Origin of the sequence: Paenibacillus provencensis (genome assembly GCF_042678545.1) — a bacterium.
Classification (GTDB): Bacteria; Bacillota; Bacilli; order Paenibacillales; family Paenibacillaceae; genus Paenibacillus; species Paenibacillus provencensis.
In genome coordinates, this window is record NZ_JBHTKX010000001.1 from 1235085 (window position 1) to 1252550 (window position 17466).

At 42.2% G+C, this 17466-nt stretch carries 14 protein-coding genes and 3 pseudogenes; 9 read left to right on the top strand and 8 right to left on the bottom strand.

All coding sequences use genetic code 11. The annotated features are described in order from the left end of the window. Positions 1-412: 412 nt before the first annotated feature. Positions 413-1093, top strand: a complete 681-nt coding sequence (locus tag ACFQ3J_RS05835; RefSeq protein WP_091156913.1) for a CPBP family intramembrane glutamic endopeptidase — start codon at positions 413-415, stop codon at positions 1091-1093. Positions 1094-1165: 72 nt separating this feature from the next. Here ACFQ3J_RS05835 and ACFQ3J_RS05840 read toward each other — a convergent pair whose 3' ends face one another. The 5 genes and pseudogenes from ACFQ3J_RS05840 to tlp form a co-directional block, all read right to left on the bottom strand. Continuing rightward, the gene (locus ACFQ3J_RS05840) at positions 1166-1462 is read right to left on the bottom strand and encodes a putative quinol monooxygenase (RefSeq protein ID WP_091156911.1); all 297 of its coding nucleotides are present in this window, start codon (positions 1460-1462) and stop codon (positions 1166-1168) included. A gap of 30 nt (positions 1463-1492) precedes the next feature. Continuing rightward, positions 1493-1921, bottom strand: a complete 429-nt coding sequence (locus ACFQ3J_RS05845; RefSeq protein ID WP_251581485.1) for a MarR family winged helix-turn-helix transcriptional regulator — start codon at positions 1919-1921, stop codon at positions 1493-1495. Between the two features lie 154 nt (positions 1922-2075). Beyond that, positions 2076-2713 (bottom strand): annotated as a pseudogene (locus ACFQ3J_RS05850) (nitroreductase family protein). 237 nt (positions 2714-2950) lie between these two features. Further along, positions 2951-3139 carry a hypothetical protein gene (locus ACFQ3J_RS05855; protein ID WP_091156904.1) on the bottom strand — a complete coding sequence of 63 codons (189 nt, stop codon included), beginning with the start codon at positions 3137-3139 and terminating at the stop codon, positions 2951-2953. Positions 3140-3178: 39 nt separating this feature from the next. Beyond that, positions 3179-3406: a small acid-soluble spore protein Tlp gene (gene tlp, locus ACFQ3J_RS05860; protein WP_251581486.1), complete on the bottom strand. Its 228-nt coding sequence runs from the start codon at positions 3404-3406 to the stop codon at positions 3179-3181. Positions 3407-3711: 305 nt separating this feature from the next. Here tlp and ACFQ3J_RS05865 point away from each other — a divergent pair, with 305 nt between their 5' ends. The 4 genes from ACFQ3J_RS05865 (at position 3712) to ACFQ3J_RS05880 (ending at position 8996) form a co-directional block, all read left to right on the top strand. Beyond that, positions 3712-5064, top strand: a complete 1353-nt coding sequence (locus tag ACFQ3J_RS05865; protein ID WP_251581487.1) for an amino acid permease — start codon at positions 3712-3714, stop codon at positions 5062-5064. 324 nt (positions 5065-5388) lie between these two features. Continuing rightward, the gene (gene pdxR / locus ACFQ3J_RS05870; RefSeq protein ID WP_251581488.1) at positions 5389-6849 is read left to right on the top strand and encodes a MocR-like pyridoxine biosynthesis transcription factor PdxR; all 1461 of its coding nucleotides are present in this window, start codon (positions 5389-5391) and stop codon (positions 6847-6849) included. A 34-nt stretch (positions 6850-6883) separates the two neighbouring features. Then, positions 6884-7828, top strand: a complete 945-nt coding sequence (locus ACFQ3J_RS05875) for a D-alanine--D-alanine ligase (protein WP_251581489.1) — start codon at positions 6884-6886, stop codon at positions 7826-7828. Then, positions 7818-8996 (top strand): aminotransferase class I/II-fold pyridoxal phosphate-dependent enzyme, encoded by a 1179-nt coding sequence (locus ACFQ3J_RS05880; RefSeq protein ID WP_251581490.1) that lies wholly within the window; start codon positions 7818-7820, stop codon positions 8994-8996. The genes ACFQ3J_RS05875 and ACFQ3J_RS05880 overlap by 11 nt, the downstream gene beginning before the upstream one ends. On the opposite strand, the pseudogene ACFQ3J_RS05885 reads toward ACFQ3J_RS05880, so the two are convergent. After that, positions 8971-9860: pseudogene (locus ACFQ3J_RS05885) on the bottom strand (PhzF family phenazine biosynthesis protein). The gene ACFQ3J_RS05880 and the pseudogene ACFQ3J_RS05885 overlap by 26 nt on opposite strands. A gap of 362 nt (positions 9861-10222) precedes the next feature. Between ACFQ3J_RS05885 and nhaC the strand changes: the two are divergent. Continuing rightward, positions 10223-11629: a Na+/H+ antiporter NhaC gene (gene nhaC / locus ACFQ3J_RS05890; RefSeq protein ID WP_251581491.1), complete on the top strand. Its 1407-nt coding sequence runs from the start codon at positions 10223-10225 to the stop codon at positions 11627-11629. 26 nt (positions 11630-11655) lie between these two features. On the opposite strand, the pseudogene ACFQ3J_RS05895 reads toward nhaC, so the two are convergent. Further along, a pseudogene (locus tag ACFQ3J_RS05895) lies at positions 11656-12019 on the bottom strand (catalase); the annotation flags it as partial. Between the two features lie 205 nt (positions 12020-12224). Between ACFQ3J_RS05895 and ACFQ3J_RS05900 the strand changes: the two are divergent. Further along, a complete protein-coding gene (locus ACFQ3J_RS05900) occupies positions 12225-13538 on the top strand; it encodes an alkaline phosphatase (RefSeq protein WP_251581493.1) in 1314 nt (437 codons plus the stop codon). Between the two features lie 261 nt (positions 13539-13799). On the opposite strand, the gene ACFQ3J_RS05905 is transcribed toward ACFQ3J_RS05900, so the two are convergent. Further along, complete coding sequence (locus tag ACFQ3J_RS05905) at positions 13800-14675, bottom strand: hypothetical protein (RefSeq protein ID WP_091156886.1); 876 nt, start codon at positions 14673-14675, stop codon at positions 13800-13802. A gap of 317 nt (positions 14676-14992) precedes the next feature. On the opposite strand from ACFQ3J_RS05905, the gene ACFQ3J_RS05910 reads away from it, so the two are divergent. Then, positions 14993-15571, top strand: coding sequence for a TetR/AcrR family transcriptional regulator (locus tag ACFQ3J_RS05910; RefSeq protein WP_251581495.1), 579 nt, complete (start codon positions 14993-14995; stop codon positions 15569-15571). A gap of 69 nt (positions 15572-15640) precedes the next feature. After that, entirely contained in the window at positions 15641-17122 is a 1482-nt protein-coding gene (locus ACFQ3J_RS05915) for an MDR family MFS transporter (RefSeq protein ID WP_091159146.1), read from the top strand. The last annotated feature ends 344 nt before the right edge of the window (positions 17123-17466 follow it).

A 17466-nucleotide genomic window follows, 5' to 3' on the forward strand; every position in this document is an offset into this window, starting at 1 on the left:
GATAACTAAAACGATAGGTTTGTATCGGCTGTGAGGTATAGGACCTGTCTATTTCTATTCGATCCTCTGGTTTCAGTTTGATCCCCTCATACGTTTTTGTAAAGACAGAGTTCATCTCCTCAAGCATCAATTTCTGGATATAATTTCATTTCGATTCCTCGCTTATCGATCTAGATTAGAGTTGTTAGTATTGCTTGAAACAAGTTATGATGGTATGTACTATGGTCTATTGTTGAAATTGATACTATTTCAAAGCATTAATTATATAGGGTGGATCATAATAGATTAATAGTTCGATGCTATCAAAACGGCGCTGTATTCCTTTTATATTAGCAACGTGCATGGAGAATATTGTCGAAATGCCTGCTAAGCTAAAGGTATTATGAAATTGATTCTATTGGGAGAACATTAAATGGTAAACACAAGAAAAAATTGGATCAGCATCATACTCATTGTTGTATTTAGCTGCGCTGTCATGGGCTATGTCGATGCCGTACTTAAACCTGATTACGCCGTAAAATCCATTATCAAAATCATACTCTTTCTCACCTTACCGGCATTGTATGCCTATTACAGCAAGGGAGTTTCTTTCCGGGCCTTATTCAAATTTGATAAGAAAAGTATCCGATTTGCCATATTACTGGGTATAGGTGTCTTCATATTTATCTTGGGTAGTTACTTCCTCATTGGACCTTACTTTGATTTTACCCAAGTCACTGGAGCGTTGCAGGATAATATGGGGGTTCACGCGGGCAATTTTGTATTAGTAGCCATTTACATTTCCATAGTAAATTCATTGCTTGAAGAATTTTTCTTCAGGGGATTTGCATTTCTCACATTGAAGAAACTTGCCAGCCGCCGATTTGCCTATTTGTTCAGCTCAGGAGCATTTGCAGTCTACCACATCGCGATGATGACGAGCTGGTTTACGATTTCATTATTTGTATTGCTGATTGTCAGCCTCTTTGTCGCAGGCGTCTTATTCAACTGGCTCAATGAGAGAAACGGAAATATCTATGCCTCTTGGATGGTACATATGTGTGCTAATCTCGCAATCAATACGATTGGTTTCATTCTGTTTGGGATCATTTAAAATATCAAAGTGATCAATAAGAGAAGACCCTGGGATATACTTCACAATCCCAAGGTTGTCTTGTAATTTAAATTAAGCTTTCAGAGGTTCACCACTGAATATTTTGAGTTCCATCGGTGCGGCCAGAAGCTCTTTCGCTTTCTGAGTGAAGGAAGTGAAGTGAGCACTTGTATTGTGAATTCCCGCAGCCTCCATATCCTTCCACAGCTCAACCATAGTGTACTTATGCTCTTGCTCGGTTGATTTCATGAGATCATAGCTGATGTTTCCTTCTTCAGCTCTCGTCGCTGCAAGAAGTGCTTTGACTTCTTCAAGAAATACAGCTTCCTGCTCCGGTTTAATCAATAAGTTTGCATGAATGATAATTATGATGATGACCTTCCTTTTCCTAAATGTAAGTTAGTATTGGCTTATATTGTTCTGCAATCGAAGCAGCATATCATTAAGAATCTCGACTTCTTCCTTACGGAAATCCTTCAGCATTTGACTCACGAAATTCATCTTTTCTTTCTTGTAGTTAACGATATGTTTCCGACCGTCTTCGGTCAGACGAACAAAGGTTACTCTGTGATCTGAAGGGTTTCGCCTTCTTGCTACCATTCCGTCTGCTTCCAGTTGTTTAAGATGACGAGTAATGGCCGCACTATCAATATTGATCGCCCTTTGCAGATGAGTTTGGTTGACCTCGTCTGCAAGATAGAGCTGATATAATAAGTCATATCGGGAAGAGCTGATTCCTGTACATCTTTCAAACTTGGGGCTGATCTGATTATTCAGATTCTTAAGCAGATGCAGAATTTGCTCCTGTTCTGAGAATGAACATTTCATAAATTGACCTCCCGAGTGCTGTCAGGTGGACAATCGCTCTATGGTCATGTCCAAATCATGACACACTCATTATTTGAGCTATCAATTAATATAATGCAAATTCCCATAAAGTACAAGACAGCACTAACTACATGCTCTAAATCATGGAAACCAATTATTTCCACATGGCAACGGTATCTACAGGTAGACGATAAGAGGTGAATCCTTTACTTGCTGCTTTGCCTATCGTAATTAGCATAACCGGTACATAGCGGTTTTTATCCAAACCAAAAGCTTCTGCAATCTGATCCTTCTCAAATCCACCGATTGGATTAGTATCATAACCATGGGCTCGTGCCACAAGCATAAGCTGCATGGATACAAGACCAGAATCCAGCAAGATGACATCACGCAAAACTTCATCCGACATATTTTCATAAATAGGTTTAAAAGCACCAAGCTGCATGTCTTTAACCTCGTGAGGCATATAACCAAGCTCTACAGCAGTTCCATAAATTCTTCCGCATAATCAAAGTTATTCATGTCCCCAAACACTGCAATAACAGCTGAGGCGGAGAGTACTTTATCCTTATTGAATCTTGCTAGCGGAGCGAGTGTAGCTTTGGCCTCATCGCTTTCAATGACCACAAAACGCCAAGGCTGCATATTAATTGAGGAGGGAGCTGTAACCGCTTCTTCCAAAATCTCAGTCATTTCTTCTTTGCTGATCTTAACGGCAGGATCATACACTTTGATGGAACGACGACCGTAAACGATCTCGTTGAAATCATTGTTTTGTTGATATTTGCGCATAGTCATTACGACACTCCTTTTATCTATTTAATTGATTAGTCAATATTTGATGAGTCAATAATTGATATGTCAATTAATATATGATATTGCTGAATAATTTGCAACAGTTTTAATTTCAAGTCATAAGTATGATGGGGATATAACGGAGGATGTAACCCTTGTAATCTAAGACTTGCGGGATGTATAAATAAGCCGATCCATGATGGGATCGGCTTGGTTAATCGGGTATTGAAATGATCAGGCTCTTTTATTTTCGACAGATTTCATGCGGTTCTGGTCATCCGACTTTCTGTCATGACTGAATTCCTGCCCTGCTTCTAATTCAGCATGACCTGATGCGCTGCGTGCAAATTTGGTGAACTGTTCTTTTTGCTCATCCTGACTGTGTTTTTGCTGTAGGAGTTCTTGTGGATCCTGTTTCGTCATTTGAAGCAAACCTCCTCCTCGATCAAAGTGCAAATCACATTAGGATTGTGACTGATGATCGGATTCATCCTTAATTTCCTCACGGAATCCGGAAATACTATGCTTGCGGCGTTCATTTTTCTCTTGAATTTGAGCTTTTTCCTGAGCAGGTATTTCATCTCCGAACTCTTCGAGATAGCCCTCAGCCTCACGGTAATTTTCAATAGTGTTTTGTACCGCATTTTGCAAATGTTGAACATTATCCTTGCGATTATCTGGCTTAGCCATACCTAATACCTCCTTTAAATAATGCTGTTGTATTGGGATTTATGCTTAATCCTCACCTAGGAAGTTTTCCATAACACAGGGCTGCTTATGCATTCAAGCCTACATTTTCTCATGAACGAGTGAAAGGATGAGCTTAAACGTATTGTGCAATAATAAGCAGGGTATAGGAGTTAAGGCTATATAAGCAACATATTCGTTCTATTTACCTATGTAATCGAAGGCAGAAGCAAGTATGATATAAAAACGGGAGATGGAGCTGTCTAACCGAATTGACATCAGAGAAAGAGAGTGAATGAAACTAACCCATGGTACAGGATGATAATTTGACAAGAGGGTTAAAAAACAGACACGTGCAGCTTATCGCCATAGGTGGAGCGATCGGTACCGGTTTGTTTCTGGGCGCCGGTAAATCCATTCATTTAGCAGGTCCCTCGATACTATTGGCATACATACTAACGGGTATCATTTTATTTTTCATTATGCGGGCTCTGGGAGAATTGTTATTAAGTAATCTTAACTACCATTCGTTCGTTGAATTTGTTAAAGAATACATGGGGAATGGGGCCGCCTTTGTCACGGGTTGGACTTACTGGTTCTGCTGGATTTCGATTGCAATGGCAGATTTGACAGCCGTCGGACTATATACAGAGTTCTGGTTTCCGGAGATACCCCAATGGATGCCTGGCCTTATAGCACTTGTAATATTGCTAATAATGAATCTGGCAACCGTGAAGCTGTTTGGGGAGATGGAATTTTGGTTCGCCTTAATTAAGATTATCGCGATTCTTGCTCTGATCGTCATCGGGATCGTAATGATTGTAAGAGGGTTCTCCACGGATCAAGGTCCTTCGAGCTTCACAAATTTATGGGAGCATGGAGGCATGTTTCCAAATGGCGTGAACGGCTTTTTACTATCCTTTCAAATGGTGGTATTTGCTTTTGTAGGTATTGAGCTTGTTGGTCTGACAGCGGGTGAGACGGAGAATCCGGAAAAAGTTATTCCGCAAGCCATCAATAATATTCCCATCAGAATTTTGATCTTCTATGTGGGCGCACTGCTCGTAATTATGAGCATCTATCCATGGAATGCGATTATTCCGGATGAGAGTCCCTTCGTTCAGGTGTTCCTGGCTGTAGGTATTACCGCGGCGGCAGCGGTCGTTAATTTTGTCGTGCTGACATCTGCGGCCTCGGCCTGCAACAGTGCCATTTTTAGTACAAGCCGTATGCTGTATTCCTTGGCCAAAGACGAGAATGCGCCTGAACGTCTAAGCAAGTTGAACAGAAGAAGAGTGCCTTCTAATGCGCTGTATTTCTCTTGTGCGGTTATATTAATCGCAGTTATACTGAATTACGTAATGCCGGAGGGTGTATTTACACTTATTACGAGCATTTCGACAGTGTGTTTTCTCTTCATCTGGGCGATGATCGTGATCAGTCATCTGAGATACCGTAAATTGAAACCGGAATTGGCACGTAGCAATAAGTTCAAGCTGCCGCTCTATCCATTCTCTAACTACTTGATTTTGGCCTTTCTTGCTTTTGTACTTGTCATCTTGGGGCTGGCTGAAGACACGAGAGTCGCTCTGTTTGTAACTCCGGTATGGTTTATCATCGTCATCGCAATCTATTACATTCTTAGGAAGAAAGCTGCTTAACTGTTCACTACAAGAGTCAAGGCATTTGCCTTGGCTTTTTTTATTCAGCGAATAATTACTGAATTTGGTTTCTATATATTGCTGCGAATTAACTCATTTAAATGCATAACTCACCTCTATTCCAACTATGCTTCTGATATCAAAGCTAGCACTATGTGCTGGAGTAGTAAATACGTATGTTAGGTAACTCCTGAGGACGGAACGAAATCGATGAAAGGTATTTTTACCTGATCTGGGAACCACTTCTGCCTTGAAAGCGTGACTTCGTGGATCTAGTGGTCTAAATGATTATATGCGATGATGATGGCGAGGGGGCTGCTGAGAATGTATTCGGATTTTATACTAGCGAATGACCGACCGGCCTATATACAGGTCAAAGATTATATGAGACGGCTTATAACGACAGGAGCACTTCAAGGAGATCAAAAGCTGCCTTCTACCCGTGAACTATGCGTACTTCTCCATGTTAGCCGTAATACCGTAATAAACGCTTACTCAGAGCTTGAAGCGGATGGATATATTTATACCGTTAAAGGTCAGGGTCATTTCGTTATTGATTCTGCCGCACCTTCGGATTCTGTATTTCAGTCACACGGCGTTATGATTGATTGGAGTACGAAATTAAATGACTATGCTAGGCTTGCCGAAGAACATGATTTAATGAAGCATGGCATTCGTGGACAGAAACAAGCCATTTCTTTTACCAGTATTGCTCCAGATGAAGAGTTGTTTGATCTGCAAAATGTAAAGAGGGCTTTTATGGACCGAATGTCATTAGAGGGAGAGGTGCTTCTAAATTATGGATACGCCAAAGGCTATCAACCGCTGATCGAATATCTGCTGAGCTATATGGAGAATAAAGGCGTAGACCTAGCTGGTAAGGACCTGCTCGTGACGAGTGGCTTTACGGAGGGGCTCAGCCTGGTACTGTCTAGCTTCAAGCAAGGAAGCGGCCGGATTTTGTGCGAGAATCCGACTCATCATACGGCCATCAAAGCATTTAAAATGCATGGTTACAAGATTACAGGAGTTCCTATGGAGAGGGATGGTATCCGTCTGAAGGACCTTTCCCATGAGCTCGCATCTCATGCTTATGATTTGGCTTATCTCATACCCTCTTATCATAATCCCACTGGAATAGTGATGTCCCATCAAAAAAGAAGAGAAGCTTTACGTCTGTTTACTGAATATCGGGTTCCCATCATCGAGGACGGATTTAATGAAGAATTGCGTTATTCGGGATCGCATATAGCACCGCTTGTCGTGAGTGCGGGAAGTGGATATAACAATGTGATCTATATAGGGAGCTTCTCTAAGATATTATTTCCCGGCTTGCGTGTCGGCTGGGTGCTGGCCGATAAAGCATTGATTCATTATCTGGAGAGCGTAAAGCGTGCACGAAGCATTCATACGTCTACACTCGATCAATCCTTGCTATATCAATATCTTTATAATGGCAATTTTGAGAAATATCTAAAGCGGGCGAAGTCGGAATACAAACGAAAATATGAGCTGGTCGTCAAAGGTTGTAAAGATTGGCTCCCTGCGCATCAGTTGTCAAGTGATGGAGGCCTTCATGTATTTATTGAATTTGCACCCGGCTTGGATACAAGGAAGCTGCTGAAGTTGTGTTCAGAACAGGGGGTTTTGTTTACACCGGGTGATATTTTTTACACGGACGGCCGTGGTCGGAATACGCTTCGGCTTGGTTTCTCACGAGTATCAGAAGCGGATATTCGGAAGGGAATTCAAATGATTGGTCATTGTGCGGAGAAGCTGCTCTGATCAGAGCGCAGCATTATTTTAAGGAGGTAGTGTTGTGAAAGTTGGCATCATTATGGGCGGAGTATCCTCCGAGAGAGAAGTCTCATTACAAACAGGCAAGCAAATGATGGTTCATCTCAATAAATCTAAATACAGTCCAATTCCCATTGATATTAAGGATAAGCGTGATCTGATTACCAAGACAAATGGGATTGACTTCGCTCTGCTCGCTCTTCATGGAAACTTTGGCGAGGATGGAACCGTACAGGCCACGCTGGAAACTTTGGGTATTCCATATACAGGAAGTGGTGTGCTATCCAGCAGCATTTGTATGGATAAAGACATGAGCAAGAGGCTGCTTCGGCAAGCAGGTGTCTACACACCAGACTGGATCAACGTTAGCAGCTTGGAAGAGCTGTCGACTGTAGACACCGAAGCGATCGAATTTCCAGTCATCGTCAAGCCGAACAGCGGCGGCTCCAGCATAGGAACTCAACTTGTTCGGTCTGCAGAGTTTCTTGAGGAAGCGGTATGTAGAGCACTGAAATGGGACCGTCAAGTTATGATTGAACGTTATATAGAGGGAGAGGAGCTAACTTACTCTATATTAGACGGTAAGCTTCTGCCAATCCTATCCATTAAACCCAAAGCTGAGTTTTTTGACTATGTGTCCAAATATGAGGCAGGGGAAGAGGAAGAGCAGGTCGTTCAACTGACGGATGAGCTCCAAAACCAGGTGAATGAAGCTGCCTTAAAGTGCTATTCGTCCCTGAAGTGCAGTGTGTATGCAAGGATAGACCTGATGCTCAAGGACGGCGTGGTCTATGTATTAGAAGTAAATACGCTTCCGGGAATGACTCAAACGAGTCTGTTTCCGCAGAGCGCCAGAGCAGATGGGATAGAGTACGAAGGACTGCTGGATAGAATAATTACAGCCTCCTTAGAGGAAAGAAGCAAAGAGAATCTGTGCAATAGGGAGAAGAATCGTTATGTATCTTAAGAACAGCTTCCTGTCACCTGTAGTACAGACAATGCCGCCGTCCGGAATTCGCCAATTTTTTAACGCAGCCGAAGCTGATCCGGAGGTGATCTCTCTAGGCGTAGGAGAACCCGATTTCGTTACACCTAAGCGAGCAATAGAAGCATGTGTAAAGGCGCTGAACGATGGGCGAACCATGTATACACCTAATGAAGGACTCATGGAGCTGCGGGAAGAAATTGCTGGATATTTGAATAAATATTTTAAGATGAGCTACGACCCTGTTGGTGAGATACTCGTAACCGTCGGTGGTAGTGAAGCAATAGATTTGGCTCTTCGTGCACTCTTAACACCAGGTGATGAGGTCGTCATACCTGTGCCAGGTTACGTAGCATACTCTCCGCTTGTACGGTTAAACGGCGGAGTTCCGATTGAGCTGGAGCTGTCCGACGAGCACGACTTTAAGCTGACCGAAGAATTACTACAGCAGGCCATTACTTCAAGAACTAAAGCCGTGATCGTCAATTATCCTAGTAATCCGACAGGTGCAGTGATGAAAAAAGAAGACTGGCTGCCAATAGTCCGTCTGGCAATACAGCATAATCTCATCGTTATTACGGACGAAATGTATGCGGAGCTCACTTATGATGGTCAGCATGACAGTATTGCATCGCTGCCTGGCATGCGAGATCGGACGCTTGTGGTCAGCGGCTTCTCCAAAGCATTCGCTATGACGGGATGGAGAATAGGTTATTTATGTGGACCTAAGCAGCTCTTGCAGGAAATGGTCAAGATTCACCAATATACCATCCTGTGTGCACCTATCATGGGGCAAATTGCCGCTATTGAATGTCTTAAGAACGGACATGAAGAAAAGGAAGAGATGAAGCAGGCTTACAATGAGCGACGAAAAATGTTCATTCAGAGTTTAAGTGAACTGGGTCTGTCATGCCGACAACCGAAGGGTGCCTTTTATGCCTTTCCAGACATTACGGTGACAGGAATGAGTTCTCAGGAGTTTGCAGAAAGGCTCCTCCGCGAGGGGAAGGTAGCCGTAGTGCCTGGTCATGTGTTTGGTAATGGTGGAGAGGGCTTCATCCGGTGCTCGTATGCATCTTCGTTCGTACAGCTGGAGGTAGCGCTGGATAGAATCAGCCGCTGGCTTAGATTAACACATGGAATTTATTGACATAAACAGCATTTCCCGTGATTTCGATCGTGTCACCTGCGATCACTTTTACCTGTACTCGGCCATCCTTTCCGATTTCCTGCCCCTGTTCTATGAGAAGCTCGAACGTTGAAGTCAATTCTTTATTTATATATTTTGCATAGTAAGCTCCCAACACGCCAGAAGCCGTACCCGTTACCGGATCTTCGATCGTACCTGAATACGGTGAGGAGAAATGCCTGGCGTGGATATGTGCAGCTTCATCATAAGTCTGTAAGCAAAAAGGATGGATAGAAGCACGAGGCATCTCCTTTAATATGTTAGGAAAAAGAGTGTTCTCAGGCTTCATCCGTCTGAAAGCATCAAGGTTTCTTACCGGAACTATTAAAGTCCATGTTCCCGTGCTGCCATATACTATAGGTGTTTCAGTATCGATATCACTAATGTTAATTCCAATTGAATTCGCCAGCTCTTGAATAGAGCCATTGAAGCTGTGAAATTCGGGTGCCGATTGCTTCATGGTGATAGATAACTCCTGTTCATCTAGATTCAGTTGAATCGGCAAGACGCCGGCTCTGGTCTCAATCGTAAAATTCGTCAAATTGCATAGCAGACCTTTTGAATGAAGCGCATAGATGGTTGCCATTGTTGCATTGTTGCATGACCACATAGATTGATTTCATGTCCAGGTGTAAAATAACGAATCCTCAGATCAGCTAAGTCCGATTTCATCGGAAACGCAGTTTCATTAAAGCCTACCTTCTCAGCCACCTGCCTCATTTGTTCCTCTGTTAGCTCATCGCTGTCCAGTACCACCCCGGCTGGATTTCCCATACCAGGAATATTGCTGAATGCATCGTAATGATAAACCTTTATTTCTCTCATAGAACCCCCAGATATATGTATGACTTGTATGATATTAATTTAATGGTCTCGTATTCTTTGACAGAAAGAACGAAGTAGTGTAAAGTGATGTCTGCATACATGATTTAACGCTTAAAAGCATTTTAGCATTTTAGTAGAAAAGTTGATAATAAAAATTGTCGTAAATAAATAGAAATATTTCGCACCCAGACGGTAACAGCAGAGCTTACAGAGAGTAGGAATCTTAAATTATCCCGCACCATAAAAGCGGAGCCTGATGAGTCCTTTCGTTACTAAAGCGAAGGGACTTTTTTTGTTGATGTCTTACAGGGAATGATTGAAATAGTTCAAATCGAAATGACGACTATGATATGGAGGTAAATATGGATCAGGAAAATAAGGTATTAAAGATTCATTCAGCAGAAGCAATGGTCATCACTGCTCTGTTAATGGGATTGCTGGGATACCTGATTATTGGAGTTGAGGTGGTTCCGCATATCGCAGTTATGTCCGGAATAGCACTTCTGCTAATATATGGTGCTATAAAGAAGGTTAGCTTCAAAGAGCTGGAAGGAGCAATGGCAGAGGGAGCTAAATCGGGAATCGGTGCAGTGATGATCTTCTTCTTCATTGGCATGCTGATCAGCAGCTGGATGGCGAGCGGGACCATTCCAACTTTTGTTTATTTATCTATCGAGCTGGTATCGGGAAAGTTCTTCTATGCAATCGTGTTCCTTGTGACCGCCATCATTGGTATTAGTCTTGGCAGTTCTCTTACGACAGCAGCCACTCTAGGCGTTGGATTCATAGGTGCGAGTACTGCACTGGATATGTCACCGGTAATCACCGCAGGAGCCATTGTCTCAGGTGCATTCTTTGGAGATAAGATGTCGCCACTGTCCGATACGACTAACCTTGCTGCTACAGTAGCGGGTGCAGATTTATTTGATCATATTAAAAATATGGCCTGGACCACAATTCCTGCATTTATGATATCATTCATCGTATTCTTAGTGCTCTCTCCACAACAAACGAGTACCAGTATAGACCAAATTGAATTGGTGAAAGATACGCTGATGCAATTGAATCTTGTTAATGGATACTCATTCTTGCCGTTTGTGATCCTAGCAGTTCTTGCCTTTATGAAGGTGCCAGTTATTGCTGCCTTGTTTGCAGGTACGCTATCGGCGCTGGTCATCTCTATATGGACTGGGAATGGGATTGATATTAAGAGTATGCTGGATCTGCTATATTCGGGTTACCAATCGGCTAGTGGAGTGGAGGATGTAGATACAATGCTGTCCAGAGGCGGAATAGAGAGCATGATGTTCAGTGTATCTGTTATACTGCTTGCGTTAAGTATGGGAGGCTTGCTGTTTAGACTTGGAATCATCCCTGCCTTGCTGTCTATGGTCCAACGCTTCTTAAACCGTGTTTCCATTCTTATTTGTTCTACCGCTGGAATGGCCATAGCTGTCAATTTTATTATTGGAGAGCAGTACTTGTCGGTCTTATTAACCGGCAATGCATTTAAAGATTACTACAGAAAGGCAGGACTTGAACCAAAGCATCTATCACGTGTGCTAGAGGATGCGGGAACGGTAGTAAATCCCCTTGTTCCATGGAGTGTGTGTGGTGTATTTATTACTTCTGTGCTGGGTGTTTCCGTAGTTGAATATGCGCCATTTGCTCTGTTCTGCTTGCTGTGTCCCTTAATCACTGTATTCTATGGATTTACAGGCATATCTTTGCCGAAATCTTCGAAAAACACGAAGAATAGAACCACCTGATAGGAGAATAAAGTTTATCCAATTTAATTATCTGGATTCCGGTTTAAATACCATCCTGCCGACAGGTATCACAGGATACTGCCGTTCATCCCCTTCCTTCGTGTCGTCAAGGGGGTCAAAAGGCAGCACCGCTTCGTCAGCAGGATTCATCAGCTGCACATACAAACCTTACTCTTCCGTTTTGCCAGCGGCTAACGTATCATAGAGATTTTTTCCTGCATAATCAGGGTTTTCAGATGCGAACTGAGCAGCTTCATAACGATCTATATATTGTACCCCTGTTATAGGAATCCAGCTGGATTTAACGTAAGTGCGTACACCTTGTGTATTCTTCCAGACATAAGTGTTCACACTATGTCCGAGTATATGCCGGAGACTCTTCACCGTACCTGTAAATTGCAAGAAATGAAGTTTAGTCTGACATGGAGTTCAGCAGGAACGTCGCCTGCCCATTTCATATTCTGCATTCTGACTTGGATAACTATGATTTCCGTATCGAAATCATAATATTACATTGAGTAAACGATAAAAAAATATACGGTTAATATTTGTGTTTTATACTCTATTAGAATTGAAAATTAAAGGAGGAATAATAATGAATACATTTAGAAAAAAGGCTATAACGATTACAGCTGTTTCTGCAATCGCTCTTGGAACAATAACCGCTGGAAGTCACTTGCCCATCTTAGATGCAAAGGGGAATCAAAATAATAATAGACAAGTCGAAAATGTCATCTTTATGGTTCCAGATGGCTTCTCCGCTTCATATGTCACGAATTACCGTTGGTATAAAGGAGAAGAAACAGCACTGGATTCTATATTAGTTGGGATGCATCGTACATACTCTGCAAATTCAGAGATTACGGATTCAGCTGCAGCGGGCACCGCTTTTGCAACTGGTGTTAAAACAAACAACGGTATGATCAGCACTTCACCTGATGGCAAAGAGCTCAAAACCATTCTTGAAGCGATGGAGGAAAAAGGCAAGTCCTCAGGTTTAGTTGCAACTTCTACCATTACGCATGCAACACCGGCTGTATTCGCCTCTCATGTAGCCAGCCGTGCGGATGAAGCGGCTATTGCTCCACAGCTTATCGATAATGATGTAGATGTCATTATGGGTGGTGGGAAAAAATATTTCCCCGACTCTCTTATCAATGAAGCAAAAGAGGATGGTTATCAGTACATCTCGAGCAAAGCTGACTTGAAGCGTGCTGAAAGATCGAACAAGCTGATTGGATTATTTGCGGAAGATGGACTGGCGCCTGAACTGGACCGTGAAACGACGAATCAGCCTAGCCTGAAAGAAATGACAGAAACGGCATTGAAGGTACTCAACAAGGATAAAGATGGGTTCTTCCTTATGGTTGAAGGAAGCCAAATTGACTGGGCAGGTCACGATCATGATGCAGCCTGGGCAATGAAGGATTCGGAAGCATTTGAGAAGGCTCTGGAATCTGTACTGGAATTTGCTAAGAAGGACAAGAATACGTTGGTCGTTGTAGCAGGGGATCATGACACAGGAGGTATGTCCGTTGGCGGAAGCGGTCAAGGAGATGTAGATCTAGAGGTGATTCGAAATGTAACGGCTACCGGTGATTATATGGTAACCAAGCTTGATTCCACTCGCAGTAATATAAAAGAGGTTGTGAAGGAATACACTGCACTTGATCTTACAGATGATGAGGCTCAGTTAATTAAGTCTTCCGAACAGCCGTCAATTACGATTAATGAAATTGTCTCTGCACGAGCAAATGTTGGCTGGTCAAGTCTGAACCATACGGGTGTAGACATACCGTTGTATGCATATGGCCCGGGTGCGGATCTATTTACCGGACTTCATGAGAATACAGATTTGCCTGTGTTAATGGCAGAAGCGCTAAAGATTAAATTTACTCCAGGAAAATAAGCGGAATTTTGCTGAGACCCTAGAATAACGTGATCACTTGGGAAGTTAGAAAATAATCCCAAGTGATCTTTTTTTTAGAGCAAGAGAAGAGAATAACATTAAATCTTGATATGTTAATGAAAAAAGGCTATTCACAACACATGAACCATGTGTTGTGAATAGCCAATTCATATGTAGGTCATAGTTAGCAAGGGAATTGTTGATTATTTAGGTCTAAATTCAGAACCGTGGTCAAGAAGCTGCATTGAATTGGGTACAAAATCAGGATAAGTTACGAAGATGAACAGACCCAACACTGTCAGAGCGGCTAGAATACCTTTTTTCATTTGGGAGATCTCCTCTCATAAGAATTTTATTGAGTATATCATAACACGTTTTGAGTTGAGAAACAGTACCAAATTTTCTAAGAATTTCAAACAAGGAGATTGCTTTTTTGAAATACTTGTCATTCCTCATTTCATCAGCTGCATCCAGAATATGAAGGGTAATATCGATCGCGGTTGATTGTTCCTGTTTCATATTGCGGTATAGGGCGAGCTGATATTGGTAGGACAAGTAATGTGCTGCTCTTACTTTATCGTTGTAATGCGTGTAGCCTTCTACGAAATTTGATAGGTGAGTAATGATGGAATCGACGTCATAGTTAAATTGATTAGCAGAACGAAGGATATTGATTAAGCCTTGAAGTACTTGATCGGGGTTAGCGTCTAAGAATTGTACATATTCAGGCAGCCTGTCCTGCTTGCCATCCAGAATATCGAGCTGTAATTCATTAGCAGTAGAGAAGAATTTGAAGTGTTCGATCAGATATTTGCCCGTTTCTGTGGAATCATCAAGCCAATCCAGGTTGGCATAGAAGGAGATGTACTCTCTTGATTTGGTGAAATCACCCAGCTTCTGATAGGAGAGACCATTCATAAGATGACTGTATCCAAAGTAATAAATGATATGGTCTTTATAAACATGTGACGTGGAGTCTGTCTCGATAAGCTCTTGATGAACTTCTTTGGCTAGCTGCATAAGCTGATCAGATAAGGATAGAACCTCTTCCCAGTTCTCAATTGTATAGTTTGATTGAATCAAATTGACTATAGAATCCAGATCCAGAGGCTCATCGTAAGGAAAATGTACACTCATTTATTCCTCTCCTCGCCATAATTTTCATAATATTTACTATATATTACAGTAAGCGCAATAGGAGGTCAATCAAGCATTAGCAGGCTACGAAATTCTCAAAATTTTATATTGAACTATAGATTTAACACGGATTTAATTATGATCATGTATTAGGTACACATAGGCTTTGTATGATGGTGCATGGCGATTAAATAATTCATTTTTTTCTGACTGTGACGATGTGAAGCTGATTTCTCAAAATAATGCTTGACAGTATGCAGCGATATGGTTTTAATTATATAGACCAATCGTTATAATGCATAAGGATGTGACTCTGCTTGAGTGAGAAGTCTAACGCTAAAGAATGCATCGTTAATACAGCAGCCAGACTGTTTTTTTCACAGGGATATCATGCGACCGGTCTAAATCAGATCATTAAGGAAAGTAATACACCCAAAGGCTCGTTGTATCATTATTTCCCGCATGGTAAGGAAGAGCTTGCACACGAATGTATTCAAAAAGCTAATGAGGATATATTGCAGAAATTCGAAGCGTGCTTTGCGGCTAATGACAATACGGGGGATGCCATACAATTATTCGTTCATAAGCTTGCTGATGAGACTGAAGCAGCTGGATTCACCGGTTTTTTGCCATTCAGCTTCTGGGCAGCCGTTGAGACCTCTTGCATTAGTCATCAGCTGAGAGAAGCTTGTCAAGGAGTATTTGCAGATTGGCAGCAAGTGATTGCCAGGAATCTCATTAAGGATGGCATAAGTGAGGAGAAAGCACGAGAAACGGGTTTATTGGTCATTTCCTTGCTGGAGGGAGCATTGATTATCAGCCTGACCAATCAGGACAAACAGCCGATGCTGACGGCTGCAAATTATTTGTCGGTTCTCGCAAAGAATGCGAAGTAGGCTTCCCTAACTTGTAGAGAGAGAAAATATATTAAGGATTAAGAGGAGGATGGAACCGTGGAGGTTACCATGAAAGCTGATACTGTGCAAGAGGGGCAAGAACAAAAACAATATAAGGTGCTGCCCATTTTGTTCGCCATGCTGCTTAGTGGATTTATCGGTCTATTTGGAGAGACAGCACTTAATGTAGCAATGACTCCATTGATGGATCTGCTACAAGTAGGGCCTACAACAATTCAGTGGCTGACTACTGGTTATTTGCTTGTATTGGGTATTCTAGTACCCGTGTCTGGATTGCTGTTGCAATGGTTTACTACAAGACAATTGTTTACAACTTCACTGATTTTTTCGATTGCAGGTACTTTGGTAGCTGCGTTTGCACCAACCTTTGAAATGCTATTAATTGCAAGGGTGCTTCAGGCTGCGGGTACAGCACTATTGCTGCCGTTGATGTTTAACACGATATTGATTATTTTCCCGATCGAGAAGCGGGGTTCTGCGATGGGATTGATCGGGCTGGTCATTATGTTTGCGCCGGCGATCGGTCCAAGTATTTCAGGATTGATTCTGGCTAACCTGACCTGGCATTGGATCTTCTTGATATCATTGCCATTCTTTATCATTTCGCTTGTGTGCGGCTTAATGTTCCTGCCGAACATCTCGAAATTAACGAAACCGAAAATTGATGTACCATCTATCATCCTATCCACACTTGGTTTTGGAGGTATCGTATACGGGTTTAGTAGTGCGGGTGGACACGGAGAAACAGGCAGTGGTTGGAGCAGCCCCATTGTTATAAGTACGCTGTTAGTCGGCGTATTGTCTTTGCTCATCTTCAGCATCCGCCAGCTCAGAATGAAGCAGCCGATGCTGGATCTGCGCGCATTCAAGTATCCAATGTTTACAATTGGGCTCATTCTTATCTTCTTCTGTATGATGATGATGTTATCGTCCATGCTGATATTGCCGATGTATTTGCAGAAAGGTCTTGCGGTTACAGCTCTGACAGCCGGATTAGTATTATTGCCGGGCAGCCTGCTGAATGGATTCTTGTCACCAGTAATGGGGCGTCTGTTTGATAAATTTGGTCCTAAATGGCTCGTTCGTGTTGGATTAGTTGTAGTGGCTGCAGTTCTGTTTATGTATACTGGAATTGAACCTGCGACTCCACTGGCCTTGATTATTACACTCCATTTATTCATGATGATCGGTATTTCTATGGTCATGATGCCTGCTCAGACGAATGGTCTGAACCAGCTTCCGCCGGAGTATTATCCGCATGGAACGGCAATTATGAATACTCTGCAGCAAGTGTCTGGTGCGATTGGTACAGCTGTTGCGGTAAGTATTCTCAGTGCAGGTCAGGCGCGTTTCTTGAGTGGAGTGACCAATCCGGAAAGTCCGGAGAATCAACTCGCTGGATTTACAACCGGTGTACAAAATGCCTTTGTATTCGCATTAATCCTGGCCGTCATCGGTCTAGTCATTTCTTTCTTCATTAAACGGGTTCAGGTAACTGGACAACAGAGTGAGCAAGGCCCTATGCATTAATTAATAAATGTAGTTTATAGAAAGGTATGCTGCCAGAATCCTGGAAGCATACCTTTTTTATTCACTCTAAAGTGTCTGATAAGCTGGAATTGTGATGATCACGGAGTCATCTATCAACTGACTCTTCGTAATGCAGGATATGTAAATTTCAATGCAAAAAATAAAAAAATAGGATTGACTTATTCAATGATATTTCATACACTGAATGCAATGAAAGCACTTACATTTTATATTCGAAAACGTTACCTCAATTTATTTCCCAATACATTTCCTCATTATTTCAAGTAAACTGCACTTCAGATCAACTAATTCTCTATTCATCCAGTTTATTCTGTTCCTAAAGC

What these genes read in the sequence shown, in the direction of transcription:
- ACFQ3J_RS05905 (WP_091156886.1), bottom strand. Translation starts at nt 14,675, where the DNA reads ATGAGTGTACATTTTCCTTACGATGAGCCTCTGGATCTGGATTCTATA.
- ACFQ3J_RS05835 (WP_091156913.1), top strand. Translation starts at nt 413, where the DNA reads ATGGTAAACACAAGAAAAAATTGGATCAGCATCATACTCATTGTTGTA.
- ACFQ3J_RS05900 (WP_251581493.1), top strand. Translation starts at nt 12,225, where the DNA reads ATGAATACATTTAGAAAAAAGGCTATAACGATTACAGCTGTTTCTGCA.
- ACFQ3J_RS05915 (WP_091159146.1), top strand. Translation starts at nt 15,641, where the DNA reads ATGAAAGCTGATACTGTGCAAGAGGGGCAAGAACAAAAACAATATAAG.
- ACFQ3J_RS05855 (WP_091156904.1), bottom strand. Translation starts at nt 3,139, where the DNA reads ATGACGAAACAGGATCCACAAGAACTCCTACAGCAAAAACACAGTCAG.
- ACFQ3J_RS05845 (WP_251581485.1), bottom strand. Translation starts at nt 1,921, where the DNA reads ATGAAATGTTCATTCTCAGAACAGGAGCAAATTCTGCATCTGCTTAAG.
- tlp (WP_251581486.1), bottom strand. Translation starts at nt 3,406, where the DNA reads ATGGCTAAGCCAGATAATCGCAAGGATAATGTTCAACATTTGCAAAAT.
- ACFQ3J_RS05865 (WP_251581487.1), top strand. Translation starts at nt 3,712, where the DNA reads ATGGTACAGGATGATAATTTGACAAGAGGGTTAAAAAACAGACACGTG.
- nhaC (WP_251581491.1), top strand. Translation starts at nt 10,223, where the DNA reads ATGGATCAGGAAAATAAGGTATTAAAGATTCATTCAGCAGAAGCAATG.
- ACFQ3J_RS05880 (WP_251581490.1), top strand. Translation starts at nt 7,818, where the DNA reads ATGTATCTTAAGAACAGCTTCCTGTCACCTGTAGTACAGACAATGCCG.
- pdxR (WP_251581488.1), top strand. Translation starts at nt 5,389, where the DNA reads ATGTATTCGGATTTTATACTAGCGAATGACCGACCGGCCTATATACAG.